This window comes from Sphingobacterium sp. UBA2610, from assembly GCF_002339225.1.
In the GTDB taxonomy this organism is placed as follows: domain Bacteria; phylum Bacteroidota; class Bacteroidia; order Sphingobacteriales; family Sphingobacteriaceae; genus Sphingobacterium; species Sphingobacterium multivorum.
Map to the genome: position 1 here is coordinate 77,603 of NZ_DDKA01000033.1, position 18,165 is coordinate 95,767.

11 protein-coding genes are annotated in these 18,165 nt (G+C 42.4%); 1 reads left to right on the top strand and 10 read right to left on the bottom strand.

Translation table 11 applies throughout. The features are described 5' to 3' along the window. Positions 1 to 138 precede the first annotated feature (138 nt). The 7 genes from B4Z47_RS22180 to B4Z47_RS22210 all read right to left on the bottom strand — a co-directional run bounded on the left by B4Z47_RS22180 (position 139) and on the right by B4Z47_RS22210 (position 11,946). Positions 139 to 1,647, bottom strand: coding sequence for a glycoside hydrolase family 32 protein (locus B4Z47_RS22180; RefSeq protein WP_286727910.1), 1,509 nt, complete (start codon positions 1,645 to 1,647; stop codon positions 139 to 141). Between the two features lie 66 nt (positions 1,648 to 1,713). Next, positions 1,714 to 3,318: a glycoside hydrolase family 32 protein gene (locus tag B4Z47_RS22185; RefSeq protein WP_115047555.1), complete on the bottom strand. Its 1,605-nt coding sequence runs from the start codon at positions 3,316 to 3,318 to the stop codon at positions 1,714 to 1,716. A 60-nt stretch (positions 3,319 to 3,378) separates the two neighbouring features. Next, positions 3,379 to 4,491, bottom strand: a complete 1,113-nt coding sequence (locus B4Z47_RS22190) for a hypothetical protein (protein ID WP_070567410.1) — start codon at positions 4,489 to 4,491, stop codon at positions 3,379 to 3,381. Positions 4,492 to 4,534: 43 nt separating this feature from the next. Continuing rightward, positions 4,535 to 6,217, bottom strand: a complete 1,683-nt coding sequence (locus B4Z47_RS22195) for a RagB/SusD family nutrient uptake outer membrane protein (RefSeq protein WP_070567412.1) — start codon at positions 6,215 to 6,217, stop codon at positions 4,535 to 4,537. 45 nt (positions 6,218 to 6,262) lie between these two features. Next, positions 6,263 to 9,388, bottom strand: a complete 3,126-nt coding sequence (locus tag B4Z47_RS22200) for a SusC/RagA family TonB-linked outer membrane protein (protein ID WP_070567414.1) — start codon at positions 9,386 to 9,388, stop codon at positions 6,263 to 6,265. An 86-nt stretch (positions 9,389 to 9,474) separates the two neighbouring features. Further along, positions 9,475 to 10,425 (bottom strand): carbohydrate kinase family protein, encoded by a 951-nt coding sequence (locus B4Z47_RS22205; protein WP_159332812.1) that lies wholly within the window; start codon positions 10,423 to 10,425, stop codon positions 9,475 to 9,477. Positions 10,426 to 10,623: 198 nt separating this feature from the next. Further along, positions 10,624 to 11,946 (bottom strand): sugar porter family MFS transporter, encoded by a 1,323-nt coding sequence (locus B4Z47_RS22210; RefSeq protein ID WP_070567416.1) that lies wholly within the window; start codon positions 11,944 to 11,946, stop codon positions 10,624 to 10,626. A gap of 292 nt (positions 11,947 to 12,238) precedes the next feature. Here B4Z47_RS22210 and B4Z47_RS22215 point away from each other — a divergent pair, with 292 nt between their 5' ends. Beyond that, positions 12,239 to 14,992, top strand: a complete 2,754-nt coding sequence (locus B4Z47_RS22215) for a hybrid sensor histidine kinase/response regulator transcription factor (protein WP_286727911.1) — start codon at positions 12,239 to 12,241, stop codon at positions 14,990 to 14,992. 29 nt (positions 14,993 to 15,021) lie between these two features. Here B4Z47_RS22215 and B4Z47_RS22220 read toward each other — a convergent pair whose 3' ends face one another. Genes B4Z47_RS22220 through B4Z47_RS22230 form a run of 3 tightly spaced genes read right to left on the bottom strand, consistent with a single transcriptional unit; the run spans position 15,022 to position 17,886 of the window. Beyond that, positions 15,022 to 15,792, bottom strand: a complete 771-nt coding sequence (locus B4Z47_RS22220; protein ID WP_070567418.1) for an ABC transporter permease — start codon at positions 15,790 to 15,792, stop codon at positions 15,022 to 15,024. After that, entirely contained in the window at positions 15,785 to 16,690 is a 906-nt protein-coding gene (locus B4Z47_RS22225) for an ABC transporter ATP-binding protein (protein WP_201639547.1), read from the bottom strand. The genes B4Z47_RS22220 and B4Z47_RS22225 overlap by 8 nt, the downstream gene beginning before the upstream one ends. A 5-nt stretch (positions 16,691 to 16,695) precedes the next feature. After that, on the bottom strand, positions 16,696 to 17,886 hold the full coding sequence (locus tag B4Z47_RS22230) for an erythromycin esterase family protein (RefSeq protein ID WP_286727912.1): 1,191 nt from the start codon (positions 17,884 to 17,886) through the stop codon (positions 16,696 to 16,698). Positions 17,887 to 18,165 lie beyond the last annotated feature (279 nt).

Sequence of the window (18,165 nt, forward strand, 5' to 3'; positions counted from 1 at the left end):
AAAGACAGAAGATTGTTACATTTACATCTTCTATTAGTTAGTTAAGAACTCTTGTTGATAACAAAAGGGCTGTCCAAAGGGCAAAAAAAAGCCTGTCCAACCAAGTCGGACAGGCTTATATTCTTAAGCAATTAAGTCTTATTGCATATTGAATTTGGAGATACTCAGTTCTTTAAACTCCAACTTTTTATCGCCCACGATACGCAGCTTGGTTATTGGCGTTTTTGGAAAAAATAAACCAGTCATTACCGTTAGCCCCTCGTCTGCAAAAAGTTCCACAGAGCTCACATCAACATACAAACTGAAAGAAAGTGCTCCCTTATTTAGCAGCCTTTGTGCCAAAGCCGTCTTTGGAAATTCTCCATTAAAAGACACTTCACCGGACTTAGAACGATCGATATAATAGGCATTTTGGTCTTCACGATAACCAATAACCAATTCGTCACCAGATTCATTCGATAAGATGACTTTAAAAGCCTGCCGTTTCAAATCTTTAAGGTCCAAACGGTACGCTTGTGGGAGATGTTGCTCGAACGAAACTTCCTTCGTTCCACCGCCATGGTATTTTTTTAGCGGACGAAATGCGGTTTCAATTTCTTTGGGAACAGTACTCGCAACGTAGAACGACTGTCCAACTTTTCCTAAAGATAAAACACGAGGTATGGTTGAGGAAGAACGCCATTTTGTGGTAGGAACCACATTGGCATATTGCCAGTTGCTCATCCAGCCAATCATCAGGTGCCTATCCCCCAGGTTGCTCCAAGTTACACCGGCATAATTATCGGGTCCCCAATCCAGCCACTTTATTTTGGTATCTTCTGTGTGGAACTGATGTCCATCAAAGTCACCCACAAAATATTGTGTTACGGAACCACCGTTGGGCCCACCCGGATTGATACTGACCAACAAGACCCACTTTGTAACTCCTTTGTAGTCCATGGGAATAAGATCGGGGCATTCCCAGACGCCTCCATGGGCTCCCACCTCTTTACCAAACTCACTTTCCTTCTGCCATGTTTTCAAATCTTTGGAAGAATAGAAAGTAATACAATCTTTTGTAGCTAAGGTCATAATCCAACGTTGGCTATGCGCATGCCACATCACCTTTGGATCCCTGAAATCCCATATGCCAGGGTTTGGTAATACTGGATTGCCTTTATATTTTGTCCAGGTAAGACCCTTATCTAAACTATAAGCCAAACTTTGATTTTGATGCAATCCCGTTTTCCGATCCTCTTCCTGATGATTGTGATGGGTAAAAATGGCGACCATAGCATCTTTCCCAAAACCTGCGGTGTTGTCTTTATCGATCACAGCGCTACCTGAGAAAATAGTTCCCAAACTGTCGGGGTACAATGCGATCTTCTGCTCGTCCCAATGGATCAAATCTTTACTGATCGCATGGCCCCAATGCATTGGTCCCCAAACGGGCTTTTCGGGATTATGCTGAAAAAAAAGATGATAATTACCGTTCAAATAGACCAGCCCATTGGGGTCGTTCATCCAGCCCTGCTGTGGAGTAAAATGGTAAAGTGGGCGATATTTTTCTTCAGCATCCCGTTGTTTTTGCTGTCCCATCTGGGCCAGACTTGTACCGACAATACTTAGCAAGAACATCGTAAGTCCGTATTTTTTTAATCTTATCATTTTTCTTTTGTTTACGTTTATAATCCGATTATTGTTCGCTTCAATAAGCAAATATCTTATAAATTATCAGGAAGATTTTTCAACTTTCAACCCATTCACTGTAACAGTTCCCTGATCCACAAAAATAGTCCATGGATTTTGATCCATTTTATAGATCCGGTTGGTAAAAGCAACACGATCATTCACATACACGACACAGATAGACTTTTCAATACTAATTTTCAGATTAAAAATCCGATTGGTCGGTACGGTGAGTGGTGTAAAATTGAGTGCTGTTTTACTTCCGCCACCATTTCGAGCCTCCTTATTCATAAACAGGGCCGGCATATTCCAACGATTGGATGAAGTCAGGTCAAAAGCAATGCTATACACTTCGGTCGGATCATCACATGCTCCAAATGAAAAACCAAATTGATTGGATTGCGAAGCATCAATAGTCATTGTCATTTTTACGGTCGACGTATTTCGGTTAAACAGCGCATAGCTTCTTCCCCCTGATTGAGCTGACAAACGATAGGTTTTATTCGACTCAGAAACTTGACCAACGCTGCTCAGTTTTTCAAAGGCGACTTCTTTATTGAATTTGCTGTTTAGGGCCTCCGGAATTTTAGGATACAACTGTCCTGACGTTCCCTGAACCAACTGATGGGAAATTAGATTTCCAGCCCAGGGCAGTTCGTTGTTATTATTGACGGTTTGTCCCGTTGAACACCAACCCGAAAGATAACGTGTTGTACCATCGCTAGCCGTCTTGCCAGCATAGAGATAAAGTCCATCAAAGGTTTCATGATGTCCTTCGGCATCCCGACAGATCATCCAGGGACCATCCGGAGAATCCGCAATACGATAAAATGTCTTGCGATGTTCATCCCGGTTGATCCGCGAAAACAACAGATACCACTTATTGCCCATTTTAAATAGATCCGGGCATTCCAATAGTTCAGCATCTGTTTCGATGCCATATTTTTCCACTGTCCCTGTCGTCGCAACGAGCGGTTCAATCATCGACCAACTGCTTAAATCGGTTGACTGATAACGTGCAAGGATTCCTTTTCCGTCTTTTCGCGTCGTGACTAGCATCACGTAGGCATTACGGCTTTCATCCCAATAAACGTGCGGATCCCGAAAATTATTTCGATCATAGCCCACCGCAGCCTGCAGTGCCATAGCTGGTTGCTTGGTCCAATTCATTAAATCAGTGGAGGTAGCCAACATGATCTTTTCTGCTGGAGTAAAAACACTGTTATGACCTGTATAGAAACAGTAATACACTGTTCCTTTTTTGATAAAACTTCCTGTTCCGATCCATTCATCCTGACTCCCCACAGCGCCCGACGACAATACTTCGGTATAGCCCTCAAATGTTCCAAAGTCACTTGTTCGCGTGCTATAAATCGGGTGCCTGTTGGCGTTCTCATAGAGATAAAACAAGTAGAACTTTTTATCGCTGGCATTGTAATAAGGCATGGGATCGCCCACAAACCCCTGCTGAGGCCTATAGAATCGTTGATATGGGCCAGCCTCCTGCCCCGAAATACAAGCCGTAGAACTGTCCACAGGTTGTATTGTTATGGGCTTATCTACCACTGTCGAACGCTCGTCGCTATTCTTGCAACTTGTCAACAAGCTGAGCAAGAATACTGTCGGAAGCAAATACATTTTTGGTCTCATGATTTAAATCTTTCTATTAATCCCTTATAATCTATCATCGCTTGTTTTATTTGTATTCGATCATTCTTTAGGTAATGCTTTCAATTCGTCCCAGTACATCCGTTGGGTAGGAAATGCCACGGGCTGTCCATTAGGATGCTCATGCGGCATCACAAGTATATTGTTGATGATAGCCTTTCTTCCAGCAGGAATCTGAAAAACCAACTCTTGCCACTCCCCAACGTGCTCCTTTGCATAATTAGCACGCAACCAATCTTTTTGCTGTTCACCATCCGATTGAATCTCCAATTGTACATCTCCCGCTACATCCTTCAATATCATAATGGAAAAACGGCCATATTCTGCCGGATTGATAGTCACTTTATTTGCATTCCACAGCGCACCACCATGCCAGCCTTCGCCCGTTTTATTATCCCGGACAAAAGACGCACAGAACGGTGTTGCATTAATTCCCGTAGTTTTCGGGTTGGGATAAGGTGAATCTACGGCGCTCACCCCTAACCCGTCGAAATGTGGAACGCTTGTTTCGCCATTATAAATCATCAGGATCTGTTTGGGTTCCGTGCCCAAAATCGCTGTTACCGTATACTGGAACGTCTGCCCCATATACGCAAGGCTGTATTTTATCGGAGAACTTAAATCCACGGGGCCACTCTGATTGGGCGTTATGCTCGCGCCAGCTGTAAATTCTATCGCAGGTGATAAGTTCTTCAGGTCTGTCCCCAGGGGTAGGTAAATTTTAATGCTTTTATTTTTCTGATCGATGATTCCAGCTTTTTCTCCGATATGGAATGCCGTTATTTCCGCTTTGATTTCTTTGACGGTTACTTGATAGGTGTTGAATAGATTTCCATTAAACACGCGGTAAGTAATTGGTGTTGTTCCAGAAAATGAAAAGTTCTGGGCGATACCTGAAGCTGGAGAAACCTTGGCATTATTGGGCAATTCAATCGTCGGAGCCACCGCTGAAAGATCTGTGCCTTCAGGAACCATGACAAGAATGGTACCTTTTGCCGGATCTATTTTTCCAGCGGTATTACCGACCTTGAAAGAAAGTACCTCTACATCTGCGTTCAAATTGAGTGTGCTATCGGCATCACGCTTGCAGGCAGCAATAAGCCAGATAAGCAGGATAGTAATCCCTACTTTTATCGTATTTTTTAATGTGTGCATTGGAATAATTGGTTATGCTAATCGTTCAACAATAAATGCTTATTTAATAGCCTGGATTTTGTTTGTACAGATATTTACTTAATCTGATCTGTGCTTCAGGAATCGGCAAGTATTCGTTCCTATCTGCAGTAAAATGTGCCGAAGAATAATAAGATCGACGTGACTTTTCCGCATCATAATAGGCATTCATGGCCTGGTCTGCAATTCCCCAGCGTACAAGATCAAAGAACCTTCCGTTTTCCATCGCAAGCTCCAATCGTCTTTCCCAACGTAACGCCTTCCGGGCATTTTCTTCGTTCCATACAATATTATCTCCATTTTTGTACGTTTCGATCAGGGTTTTATCATTTGCATAGCCCGTAAGTGCAGTGCTATTTTTTGCCCGCGTACGTACTTGGTTTATCAATGGCAGTGCTTCAGCCGAACGATGCAGCTCGATAAGCGCCTCTGCCCGCATCAACAGCACATCGGCAAAGCGCAATACAATTCGATTTTTTGTATTGGCATAGAAAGGTACCATCGGGACAAAGCAATCGCAATCGGGATCTACATTGTCTTTCAATGAGGCGTAAACCGAATATTCTGCCGGGTTACGGTTCCAGCTTTCTTCATACGTTCTTTTGCTACTATACTTGTACGGTAAGCCCGGAATTGCAACCGTATGAAATAACCGTGGATCGTACTTTTCTGAGGTATTAAAGCTATTCAACGCATTGTAGTTATCCAGTGGTAGACCTTTACCCGTTGTGCGAAACGCGTTGACAAGGCTTTGACTCGGTTTATTGAAATCACAACAGCCTACGCCCATAGGTACTGATAGCACATCAGAAAAATTAACACGCCCAAATTTTGTGCCGTCATCTTTTGAAAACTGAACTGAAAACAGGGCTTCGGTCCCATTTTCATATTTGCCCGGCAAGAAATTAAATGCAAAATCGGTTTCCAGCGTATGATTGGATGAAAGTACAACATCCGTATTTTGTACAACCTTTTCCAAATCTCCGGCATCGATGCCCGTCACCACATTACGTTCGGCATTGTCCTGACGGTATCCCTTATAGAGATAGGTTTTGGCAAGATATGCCGCAGCAGCAACACGGTTGGCACGCCCGACCTCCGTTTGTACAGCCGGGAGATGATCTACAGCATACTGAAAATCATCCACAATCTTTTGCCATAGCGCATCGTTGCTCAAGGCCCTATTCGATACGGTTTCATAGCTGTCTACCGCGACATTTTCATCAATATAAGGCACATATTTGAAAAGGATCTTGAGCATAAAGTAAAAATGACCGCGTAGAAAGCGTGCTTCACCCAGCTTTTCTTCCTTCCCATCGAAATTATCCATCTCCTGTATGGTCTTGATCGTGGTATTGGCACGCGAAATCGCCACGTACAACTGAAACCACAATTTATCCAACTCTGCAAAATTGGTTGTAATGTTATTGGAGACCTCCAGGAAATGAAAGGTCTGGATATCCTGTGGTCCCGATCCGCCTTTATAAGCATCGTCCGACCGAACCGTACCATAGGGCCATAAGCTAAAAGGGACATCATAATGATCGTTACCCAATGCCGCATAGGTAGCTGTCAATAATCGTTCAGGCTCCTTAACCTGATCGGAGCTTAGTACACCATTGGGTGTTTGATCTAAAAATTTGGTGCATCCTGGAAGTAGTCCAGCAAGAACCATGAATATCGCTATTTTAGTGGTTATTTTTTTCATCCGTATAAATTATTTAGAAGTGTATCGCCTTATTTCGCTCCCATTTTAAAATCCAATATTTACCCCAGCTGTCCACGTGGTTGGAATTGGATAACCCCAACCTACATTTTCAGGATCCACACCGGTGAAATTTTTTGATTTAACGGTAAATAGATTCTGACCAGTTACATAAATCCTTAATCGGCTCATACGTAGGTGTGCGGCGGTTGCTGTTGGCAAAGTGTAGCCCAGGGACAAATTCCGGAGCTTCATATAAGATCCATTCTCGATAAAGTAATTTGACAGACGGCCCTCGTCGTTGTTATTTGTTGTTTGTAAGGCCGGGATCGTTGACGTTGGATTTTGTGGTGTCCAGGCATTGAGCAGACGTACACCTTTATTGGAATTGACGTCGTCCACACTCCAGAAGTCCGTTTGCTTTTTCAGCCAGTTTTCAACATCTATTCCCTGTACACCCTGAAAGTACGCAGATAGGTCAAAGCTTTTATATTTTAGCACAATGTTCAAACTATAAGAAAAATCAGGATGAGGACTACCAATCCATGTACGGTCCATATCGGTGATCTGCTTGTCCGCATCATAGACGTTGACATAACGTAAACGCCCTATCCCTTTACCGGTCTGATTGACGTGCGCATCCACCTCGTCTTGATTCTGAAAAATGCCGTCGGTGACATAGCCATAAAATGACCCCAGCGGCCGGCCGATAATATTGTCTCCTTGACGACCACCATAGGAGTTTTCTACTGCTTCGGGTAAATGTGTCACCTTGTTTTTATAGGTCGAGAACACAGCCATTACATCATAATCCAATCCAAAGGTTGTTTTATTACGATATCCGGCCGATATGTCCAAACCTTTATTTTCCATGGAGGCACCATTCGCCCAACGGTAACCGCCCTCTCCGACCACACCGATATAGGCTGGATTGATCAACATATCTTTGGTTGCTTTAACATACCAGTCAATCGAACCATAGAGACTTTGATTAAACAATGAAAAGTCCAAGCCTATATTCGTCTGCGTGGTAGTTTCCCATTTCAGATCATTATTTTCCGTTTGGATTTTGCGGTATCCCGATGGTAACTTTCCCGTTCCTGCACCCGATAGATCGTATGCTGTACCGTCCACGATATTCCATGTTGGATCAGCAACACCATATTCGGGGACGAACAGGGCATAGGTAGCCAGATTACCAATACCCTGGTTGCCTGTCTGCCCCCATCCCACACGTAACTTGAGGTCAGAAATATAATTTTTTGTACTTGCCATAAAGCGTTCAGAAGAGATCCGCCAGCCTGCCGTTACCGCTGGAAAAGTGGCAAAGCGGTTATTTTTACCGAAGCGGGAAGAGCCATCGTGGCGTACGGTGAAAGAAGCCAGATAACGGTCATCATAGGAATAATTGGCCTTTCCAAAATAGGATAGCAGCGAGAAGCCTGTAGAGCCACCTCCTACTGCCGCTGTACCCGTACTCACACCTGGCCACATATACTCTGGTGTTTCTATGGCAAATGCACCATCACCAGCGGTATAGGCATTAAAATTAATATCATTCTGACGGTTCATTTCGATACCAGCAAGCACATCTATTGTATGTTTGTCGATTGCCTTCCGATAAGTCGCTGTATTGGACCAAGTCCACTTCATCCCATGAGACTGCTCCATATTAACGCCACTGCGGCTGCTGTTCATAAATCCCGAACGATAGGATACTTCCAGGTTACGTTTGTAAAAATTACTGTAATCCAGGCCATAACTGGTTCGAACATGCAGATCTTTTATCAGCTGTAGATCGGCATAGGCATTCCCAAACAAACGCCAATAATTGTATTTATTATTTCTATTGTCGTAAAGTACACGCATGGGATTATGACGGTCGTTCATTCCTAATGCTGGTCCCCCCCAGCCCATTCCATCTACCGTATGCACGGGGATAATCGGTAAAGCTTTCAACGAAAGGTCAAGTACATCGCCGGGGACCTGCACTTCACCCGTGTTGTTTACCGTAAAATTCTCTCCAACAACCAGTTTCCCATCAAACAGTTTATAGTCAGCATTCATCCGGGCGGATATTCGCTGGAAATCCGTGTAACGGAGTGTGCCATTGTTGTGCAAATAACCTAAGGAGAAAAAGGAGCTGGATTTTTCTGTCCCGGAGCTCAATGTCGCATTGTATGACTGCTGCAATCCTGGTTTCGAAACTTCCTTAAACCAATCGGTATCTGAAGCATACATGGTGTGCTCACGATCAATATACTTGGAAACAAAAACAGTATTGAGCTGAGGCACGCCATTCGCATCGTTATTCCATTCAAACTGATAACCAATATTGTTTCCATTTGGATTGCCACCGCTGTTGATCGTTGCCTGCCATAGGGCACGACCATATTGTTGTGCGTCGAGCACTTTCATGCGATTATTAAAATGCGTACTGGTGGCGTAGGCGTCTACTGTAAGTTTAGGGGCACCTAGCTTTCCTTTTTTCGTAGTGATGACAATAACACCATTGGCTGCACGCGAGCCATAGATACTCGCCGAAGAAGCGTCCTTTAAAACCTGAATGCTTTCGATATCATTCGAATTGAGTTCGTGCATTCCGCCCTGTGTGGGGGTTCCATCAATGACATACAAGGGATCCTGACTACTATTGATCGAACTGATTCCGCGCATACGCACTGTTGCCGCTCCACTTGGACTACCATCCGAAGTTACAGTCATACCGGCTACCCTTCCTTGCAGGGATTTCATTGCGTTATTTTCTGGAGCCTTCATCATCTCAGCAACATTCACAACACTCACTGCACCAGTCAAGTCCTTCTTCCGTTCGGTTTGATATCCCGTAACGACCACTTCATCCAGTCCTTTTTCGGTGCTCGTAAGCTGAATATCGAGGAACTTTCTTCCGGCAACAGCAATTGTCTGCGTGGCATAGCCGACATAACTTATTTCTAATGTGCCCTGATTGCCCGATGTCTGGAGGACAAATTCTCCCTTTTCATTTGTCTTGGTAGCTATTGTGGTTCCCTTCACCACTAAAGATGCCCCCACTATAGGTGCTGCTGTTCCACTATCCGTAATTCTTCCCCGGATTTCAGTCTGCTGCGCAAATGCGACAACAGAAAAAAGTGCCAAAGACGGGAGCAGCATTGCTTTCTGTCTTGTAAACATAATTGGTTATGCGTAAATGGTTAATTATTTAGATTGATTATTTTATGATGATAGCGTGTATACTGCTTCTTTAAGAAGCAGTATACTTACTGTTGCTTCTGGCCTCCATTGAAGATCGGATGCAACCATTGGAATCGATTGATGACCTCATCGTTATATTCAGGACAAGCCCCCCGGCTCTGTGTCACAAACCCACTTAAGGTCGCCGCAAATTCCAGTACTTCCTCCAGCTGAACACCCTCCTGCATCTGAAACCTTTTGGTGAGGAAAGCCGCCAAAAACGAATCACCACTTCCGATTGTATCTTCTACCTGAACTTTCAAGGCCGGGAAATGATAACTGATATTATCTTTTTTATAATGATACACAGCTCCATCTGCACCATAGGTTACAATTGCCTCCTGAATTGCAAAACGGGCCATGATCAAGTCTACACGCTGCTGATCGGTATAGGCTTCCGTAGCGCCATTCCAGTCGGAAATAACATGCAGTTCCTCGGCATTCATTTTCACAAAATCAGCGTATGCCAACAACTTATGTATTTTTTCAGGACCAAAATAAGGTGTACGCAGGTTGACATCCATCACCCGAAAGCGGGCTTTTTCAAGCAATAACAGCAAACTTTGGAAGCTTACTTCATCCCGACAGGCTAGACTTCCATATACCAAAAAATCCACCGTTGCAACTGCTTCCAGAACAGCACTATCTACTGCTATTCTGTCCCAAGCTACCGGATAAACGATATCGTAATGCACATCGCGTTTAGCATCGATCGAAACCTCTACGGTTGAGGTAGGCAATAACTCATCGTACTGGAAAAAATCGGTCGGAATGCCCAGATCCTCACATACCTTACGTAGTTCATAACCATTTTCATCACGCCCTATGCGTGTTAGCATACGCGTCGTAACGCCCAGTTTATTGAGGTGATAAGCCACATTCAAAGGTGCACCGCCCAATTTTTTACCTGTAGGAAGATTGTCCCAAAGTACCTCTCCAAAACAAATACCCTGTATTGATTTTTCTCCGTTTTTCATATTTCTTCTTTTTTCACAAAGCTTCGGCCGAGCGCCAAAAGCCATGTAACGAATTGATTATTATATTTCCCTTTAAGTTCAATGTTGACAATAGATACACACGACTTGCTATCATAATGTCATTGATTAAATAGCTTTCGATAGGCGCCAGTCGCGCCATGGCTACTCCGACGCCTATTCGTTTAGTCCAGCTAAAGACTAATGTAGATTGATGGTATGCCCAAGGTCTTCCAGTGACTTCCCTTTTGTCTCCGGCATAAACTTAAGCACATAGATAAGCTGTAAAACCATAAATAGGGCAAAGATCAAGAAGGTACCGCCCCCGCCGAGCATTTCCGTCAATGCAGGAAAACAAAAGGTAATAATTGCCGCCATCACCCAATGTGTCAAGCTGCCGAATGTCTGTCCTTTAGCACGGACATCATTCGGAAAAATTTCCGAAATAAACACCCAAATCACAGCGCCTTGCGAGAATGCGAAAAAGGCAATAAAACTCATCAGATAGATGGTGATCGCAAAACCCGTCGTTTGATTGGTATAAAAAGCATGGGAAACGAGTGCCAAAGAAACAATCAGTCCAATGGAGCCCACCAACATTAATTTTTTTCGACCGACCTTATCGATGAAATTGATCGCTAGCAACGTAAAAATAAAATTGACAACCCCGATCCCAACTGTTGAAAGCAATGAACTCTGTGAGCCCAAGCCGGCCATTTCAAATACACGGGGGGCATAGTAGATAATTGCGTTAATACCTGAAACCTGATTGAATAGCGCAAAACAAAAGGCCAATAAAATAGGTTTGACATTTTCGCGAACGAAGAGTTTGCCCTCCCCTGCTGTATTGTTTTTGGACTCCTGAATTTTTGAAATCTCCAGCTCGTAACCATCCGAGTTGATTTTTTTCATAATTCGTTTTGCTTCAGCTAAATTACCCCTGTGCAGCAGTAACCATCTTGGACTTTCCGGAATAAGGAAGATCAGACCGAAGAATAATAACGACGGAAAACACTGTACGCCTAACATCCAACGCCAGGACTCCTCCCCTACCTGACCGATAAAGTAATTGGACAGATAGGCAATCAGAATCCCCAATACGACGTTGAACTGGAAAAGTCCGACCAATTTTCCACGCGATGCCGCCGGAGATATTTCCGATATATAGATTGGTGCAGTTACCGAAGAGACGCCAACGCCTATACCACCCAAAAAGCGGAATAAAATAAATGTCGTCCAGTCATTCGCCAATGCGCTGCCTATTGCTGAGATAAAGTAAAGAGCTGCAACCGCAAATAAAGTATTCTTACGCCCCAACTTATCTGAAGGCAGTGCACCCAGCGCTGCTCCAACAACTGTTCCGATCAATGCAATGGCCATGGTCAATCCATGCTGAAACTCACTTAAATGCCAGTGTTCCTGCACGGCCTTTTCTGCTCCTGAAATAACCGCTGTATCAAATCCAAATAAAAATCCGCCTAAAGCCACTACAAAGGACCAAGCTAGTACCGTGTTTTTGTTCATGTGATGATCTATAATTGATTAATCCAAATTTAAACCTGGTTTCATCTTAACTTAAATTTGAGCTTCGCAAAAACATTTATTTATGTAACATTTTTTAAAAAACATTAAAACACTAAAAATCTGAAACTTACACTAGTATTACTTTTTAAAACTTTCACTTTTTAAACAGAAAATTTAGAAAATGATACATTTTTGAAAGTTTCCATATCAGTGTAAAGAATACACTAACAAAGACGAGGTTAGCCTAAAAAAAATAAATAATGTATATTCGGATATTGAAGGAAAAAAAATCATGGGAAAATATTTCATTTATGGTGGCATATTGATCCTGCTTCTTTTTTGTGGATGTCAACCAATGGTCCAGAAGAAAAAGCGGATTATTGCTTTTTCACAGTGTATCGGAAATGATGCCTGGCGACAAACCATGCTCGAAGAAATGAAAAGGGAACTTTCCTTCAATCCGGATATTGACTTTCTTTATCGAGATGCCCATGGCGACAATAATGTCCAGATTAATCAAATTCGGGAATTAGTCAAACAGGATATCGATCTTCTGATTGTATCGCCAAATGAGGCCGAGCCCCTTACCCCTATAGTAGATTCGGTATTTCAACGCAATATACCCGTCATCGTAACTGACCGTAAGACATCCTCAGGCCAATATAATGCCTATGTGGGGGCAGACAATCTTGCTATCGGAAAACTGGCGGGCCAGTATAGCCGCACCATTTTACAAAACAATGGTTCGATCGGCCTGGTTACTGGATTATCGGGTACATCCGCCTCCATAGAACGTGAAAAAGGCTTTATGCAGCAAATTGGAGATGCTAAAGGGATTCGAACGAGCGGAATCATTCACGGCGGATGGGAAAAAAACAAAGCTTATTTGGAAACGCGTAAGCATATAGACCAAATGATCCAGAGTGATATCATCTTCACCTTCAATGATCAGATGGCCATGGGGGTAAAAAAAGCATTGGACGAAGCCCAGATCAAAAAGGACATTAAGATAATCGGTGTTGATGCTCTTCCTGGTCCCGGAAATGGCCTTGAACAGATCATACAGGGCAAAATGTTCGCTTCCATACTCTACCCCACTGGCGGAGCCGAAGCCATTCGAACGGCCTTGGCTATCATCAACCACCAAAACTACCGCCGCGAGAATATACTCGCAACCTCTGTCATCGATAAAACCAACGCGGAGTTGCTTGCCCTGCAGTCGGATAAAATAAAGCAACAGCAGCTCGATATAGACAAAAGACAGGAATTCATTACGGAACAGAATAAGATTTACCAAAGTCAAAAGTCGGTTCTTAATGTACTGGTCGTTAGCTTGGTGCTTGCTGTTGTCTTTGGTGGCATTTCTATTATCGTGATCAGGAGCAACTGGGAAAAGAACAAACATCTGGAAATCCAAAATAGTGAGATCCTTGCGCAACAAAAACAGATCGTCGAGATGAATAGTCAGATCCAGCAAGCGGCAGAAATCAAGAATAATTTCTTCACCAACATCTCACATGAATTTAAAACACCACTGACGCTTATTATAGCGCCTATCGAGGACCTTGAATTACGAAAAGACCTGCCAGAAGAAGTCAAAGAACAGTTGTCGCGCGTCAAGCGGAATGCAAAAAAACTACAGCGTTTGGTTACCGACCTCATTGATATCCACCGAATCAGTAAATCAAAAATTAGGTTACATGCGTCTATCGTTTATATCGATCCATTCATCCAGCAGGTAATAGGTAGTTTCAAACCGCTATTTAAGAAAAACAGAATCTCGGTCAGTTATGTCAACAAAACAAGTTTGAAAGAGGTTTGGATGGACGAATACCTCATGGAACAGGTCCTATCCAACTTATTATCCAATGCGATCAAACATACTTCAGCAAGCGGCAGAATTGAAATTATACTAGAAGAAAACAATTTCAAGGACTATTTTTATCTACGCGTATTGGATAATGGTCTGGGAATTGCGCCGGTTGATATTGAGCATATTTTTGATCCTTTTTACCAAGGAGCCGGCAGCCGTAACGGATCCGGAATCGGACTCGCATACAGCAAACAGATCGTCGAACTGCATCATGGCCAGATCACCGTGAGCAGCAAGCCCGGCCATGGATCGATCTTCACCCTCCGCATGCCAATTGGGAACGGTCATTATGAACCTGCTGAACTGGCCGGTTTCGACAGTGGAGAAAAACCATTGTTTCAGCAACAAGATCTACTGGACACGACAGCAAAGGTGGTAGACAACAATCTTTCTTTTCGATCCAACAAATCGAAGAGCATTATGATCGTCGAAGATAATGATGAAATCAGAGACTATCTCCGCTCGTTATTGGAACAGGATTACAACCTGTTTCTGGCGAAGGATGCCCAGCAAGCCACTAGTATGATGAAGACACATTTTCCAGACCTGGTGATCACCGATATTATGCTTCCTGATGGAAGCGGACTGGATATTTTGAAAGACATCAAAGCCTTTTATCAGACCGTACATATTCCCGTCATCTTACTGAGTGCACTTGCCAATGAAGAAACCATGCTTGAGGGGAGCAAATTAATGGCCGATGACTATATTACTAAGCCATTCAATGCCGAACTGCTGCGGATACGTATTTCAAATATCCTTCAATCGCGTCATCAGCTTAAAGAAAAATATAGCAGCAACGTCGAACAGTTTGAGCGTACTCAAGCCGAACAGGTCAACGATAGCGACAGAAGATTCCTAAACAATCTCTCCGCCATTGTCGAATCCAAGTTATCGGATCAGCGGTTAAGCGTCGACGGGATTGCCAACGACCTCCATCTCTCACGCGTTCAGCTCTATCGTAAGGTGAAACAGCTGCTCGACTGCAGTGTCAATGAGTATATTGTGGAACGAAGATTAAAGAAAGCCAAAAGCCTGATGGCTGAGGGTCTAACCATCAACGAAATATTTAGTAGTGTCGGCTTTTCATCAGCATCTTACTTCGCGTCGGCCTTTAAAAGGAAATATGGACAGTCACCAAGCGCCTATAAAAAAGAATTTGACAAAAAATAGCCGATCAGGGGGCATGCACGAACGAAACGTTAAAACTGCCCCTTTCGTTTAAATAGATAAAAGCTGATCAATAGAAATACAATAACCATCACCATGTTGCTATAGTCTAGTCGTGCAAAGGAATCATTCTCGGATAAGATATTCATTACCGCATTATAGGCACCTGTATAAGGGATAAAATCTGAAAAACTCTTCTGTGCGACAAGCACGGAAAAGACCAACATAAACATGCCTACTCCAATTGGGTAGATAAAACTTCTGAACAATAGGCTCAGTGCAAGCTGAATCATAGCGATAGCCGAGAGCGTAATAAAAAGTTTCAAAAACGTATAAAAGATTACGACCCTAAAATCATAATTCTGAAACCCCAGTACGGGGTAAAGCAGGCTGAGCAGATAACCACTGATCAGAAATGCAGCGTAAGCAAAAAGAATTGAAAAAAGTAATGTTAGTAGAATAAAGGTCGCTTTGGAAAAGAAAATATTCGATTTACTGATGGGCACAGTAAAGAGTATTTTATAATTGTTATTCTTATACTCCACATCACAGCAAGCATATACAAACAAAGCGACAAGAATGGGGTAGAGTAAATAAAAAAATTGAAATACATATCGACCCAATAAGACTTTCCAGGGATTGGGAATGGCGCTGGCACCACCCGAATCGACAATATCATAGATAATATAAGCGCTAATCGCAAAAATGAGCAGCATAGGTGCGATCAAGACCCCAAAAATTTCCCTGTTACGAAGAAGTTTGTACTTTTCAGACAAAAAAGCAGTATAAAATGTATTAGCCATTTGCACGAGCGATTAGGTTTATAAAAATTTGTTCAAGGTCAGCACCACGGGATTCCAGCCCATAAATAGCAATCTGCTGTTCAACCAATGATTTGATCATAAAATCAAATTGTTGATCATCCCCTATACTGACGACAACATTTTGACCATCGATCTTAACGGTAGAAAAACCTGCATTTTGCAAAATAGAAACTGTTGCAGCAGGATTGGATGTCCGTAAGAACACTTCTCGGTCAACCTGTCCCAGCAGCTCATGCTTAGTTCCTTGGAAAATCATTTTCCCACCTTCTATGATACCAATGTGTGTTGCTATTTTTTCAAGCTCACTCAAAATATGGCTTGAAAGAAAGATCGTTTTACCCTGTTCATTGAGGTGACAAAACAAGTTGCGCATTTCCACAATACCCTGTGGGTCGAGACCATTTAATGGTTCATCCAGAATGAGTAATTGGGGATCATGAAATATCGCCATTGCAATCCCTAACCGCTGTTTCATACCCATAGACAAAGCATTCGTTTTTTTCTTTTTCTCCCGATGAAGATCAACCATTTCCAACACTTCATCAATGCGTTTATTCCCTTTTTTATGAATGATATCCAAATACTTTAAATTTTCAAAAACGGTTAACTTAGTATAATAACAAGGCGATTCGATCAGGTTTCCAACATTCGTATAGATACGTGTTCGATTTGTCCTAAGACTATTTCCCTGAATAAAAATCGCATCTGTCCGGTCCTCCAAAAGACCTAAAAGTAGCTTGATTGTTGTCGATTTTCCGGCTCCATTTCGCCCGAGATAGCCATAAATACCCTTTTCTGGTACCTGCAGACTGATGTTATCCAGGATTGTTTTCGCGCCTATTTTAAAGCTAAGTTGTTTTGTGAGGATACTTTCCATTGGTGTTACCGGTAATTTGGATCTTTATTGATATCGATATAGAAAATGCCGTCGATAAAGTCGTGCCACCTTCTATCTTCATCAATCCCTTGATTGATGACTGAACTAAAATTCTGTTTTAAAATACTATTGTTGGACAACTCCCGAAGATCTAAAAAGAAATAAGGCAATTTAGTGGCATGAAATACATTTTCCACCGCCAACTTACCCACTCTATCGACAACACGGCCAGTTTTATCGTATCGTCCATAGGAAGTAAAGTCCAGGCTATATGCTTGAGCGCCATATTTACGCTTTATATAAGTCCCAAGCGGCCGATAATCTTTATTGTATGGAGCAGAAAAGCTATGGATATTGGCACACCAGACGATAATCTTTTTGCCGGCGTAAAGCGAATCGATCTGATAGCATAGATTTTCTGCCATCAGGGAATCCCTAAAATGCATGCTCTGCATTGATCCTGATTTATAGCGCCAAGATTTGTCAAAGTTATTTCTCATATCGGACAGGTATCGGCTATAGATCAGGTGCTCATTGTCTTTTACACCCCTGCTGATCACACGGCTCAATGCATCCAATTCTGCTAAAAACTGTTTCTTTTGGTCCGCATCGAGCTGCTTGCTGGCAAAACGTTCATATGTCAGGTATTCCAGTTTGTTTCTATTTTTTTTCAATAAAGGATACTTGGTTGAATCAATCCCATTTTTGACTAAGAAATCTTCTAATAATTTCGCCCGCTTATCAGACAATTCCCTACCCGAAAACTGAATATCAAACCCACCGAGAGAAATAGGATTCTGGGATGTTTTCGTATTTTTATAATAAGTTAAGAGCAGTTGATTTTCCTCATTTTGCCACCAAAAGTCAAATAGACCGATACCGCCGACCGTTTTTACTTGAGACCGACTCGTAGGGGTATCCATCTGTGCATTCATCATCCACATATCATATTGCCCTGCCTCATATAAAACTACGTCATAATCGAGATGCTCATGCAGATAACGGATGAGTCTGGCTTTCGCTTTGAAAGTTTCGCCATCATTGTGCAGCATTTCACCCAACATCAAAATTCTATTATTTTTTAGCGTAGCATCAAAAAAGCGTAGATCCGAAAAATTACTATCGGTCATCAAGATACTTTTGATTTCTTTTTTATGGCGATTCACTTCGGTTAATAATGTTGCATGATTCGCCATGGGCGTATCATTATAGACAAGCTTATTAAACGATAAAATTAAAACTGTAGTTATCGCAAGTGCACATAAAACACCTCTCATGCATTTCAGCTTATATAATTCATAATTGATCTATCTACTGCGTGTCACGCTAAAGTAGAATACATTTTAACATAAGATGATCATTTTTTCTTTTTCCACAAAAAAATTATACAAAAAAAATTAGAAATGCCCTATAACTACAAAAAGGCGGTTAAGTGAGTGTATCACATAACCGCCTTGCTTGCTTGCTTGCTTGCT